Source organism: Paraburkholderia sp. SIMBA_054 (assembly GCF_046534875.1).
GTDB lineage: Bacteria > Pseudomonadota > Gammaproteobacteria > Burkholderiales > Burkholderiaceae > Paraburkholderia > Paraburkholderia hospita.
In genome coordinates, this window is record NZ_JAWRXV010001110.1 from 1 (window position 1) to 259 (window position 259).

1 pseudogene is annotated in these 259 nt (G+C 57.1%); it reads right to left on the minus strand.

The window, feature by feature from the left end:
• Positions 1-14: 14 nt before the first annotated feature.
• Positions 15-259: pseudogene (locus tag SB822_RS58595) on the minus strand (hypothetical protein); the annotation flags it as partial.

Genomic DNA, 259 nt, shown 5'->3' on the forward strand with positions numbered 1-259 from the left:
TTGTCTGAAAGAGATTAGATGATTTCCGTACGGGCGATGTGGATGCCAAAACCTTCCAGGCCGACATAGTGGCGCTCACGCGATGCCAAAAGCACAATCGACGTGATTCCGAGATCCTTCAATATCTGCGCACCAAGGCCGATCTGACGCCATTCCTCCTCGCGGGCAACCGCTTCGGCATGGCTTTCATGCTCGCTCTGGATCGCGTCACGGGCGCGGGTGTCGTGGTGATCGGAACGCACGCCAACAGAACCTTCGC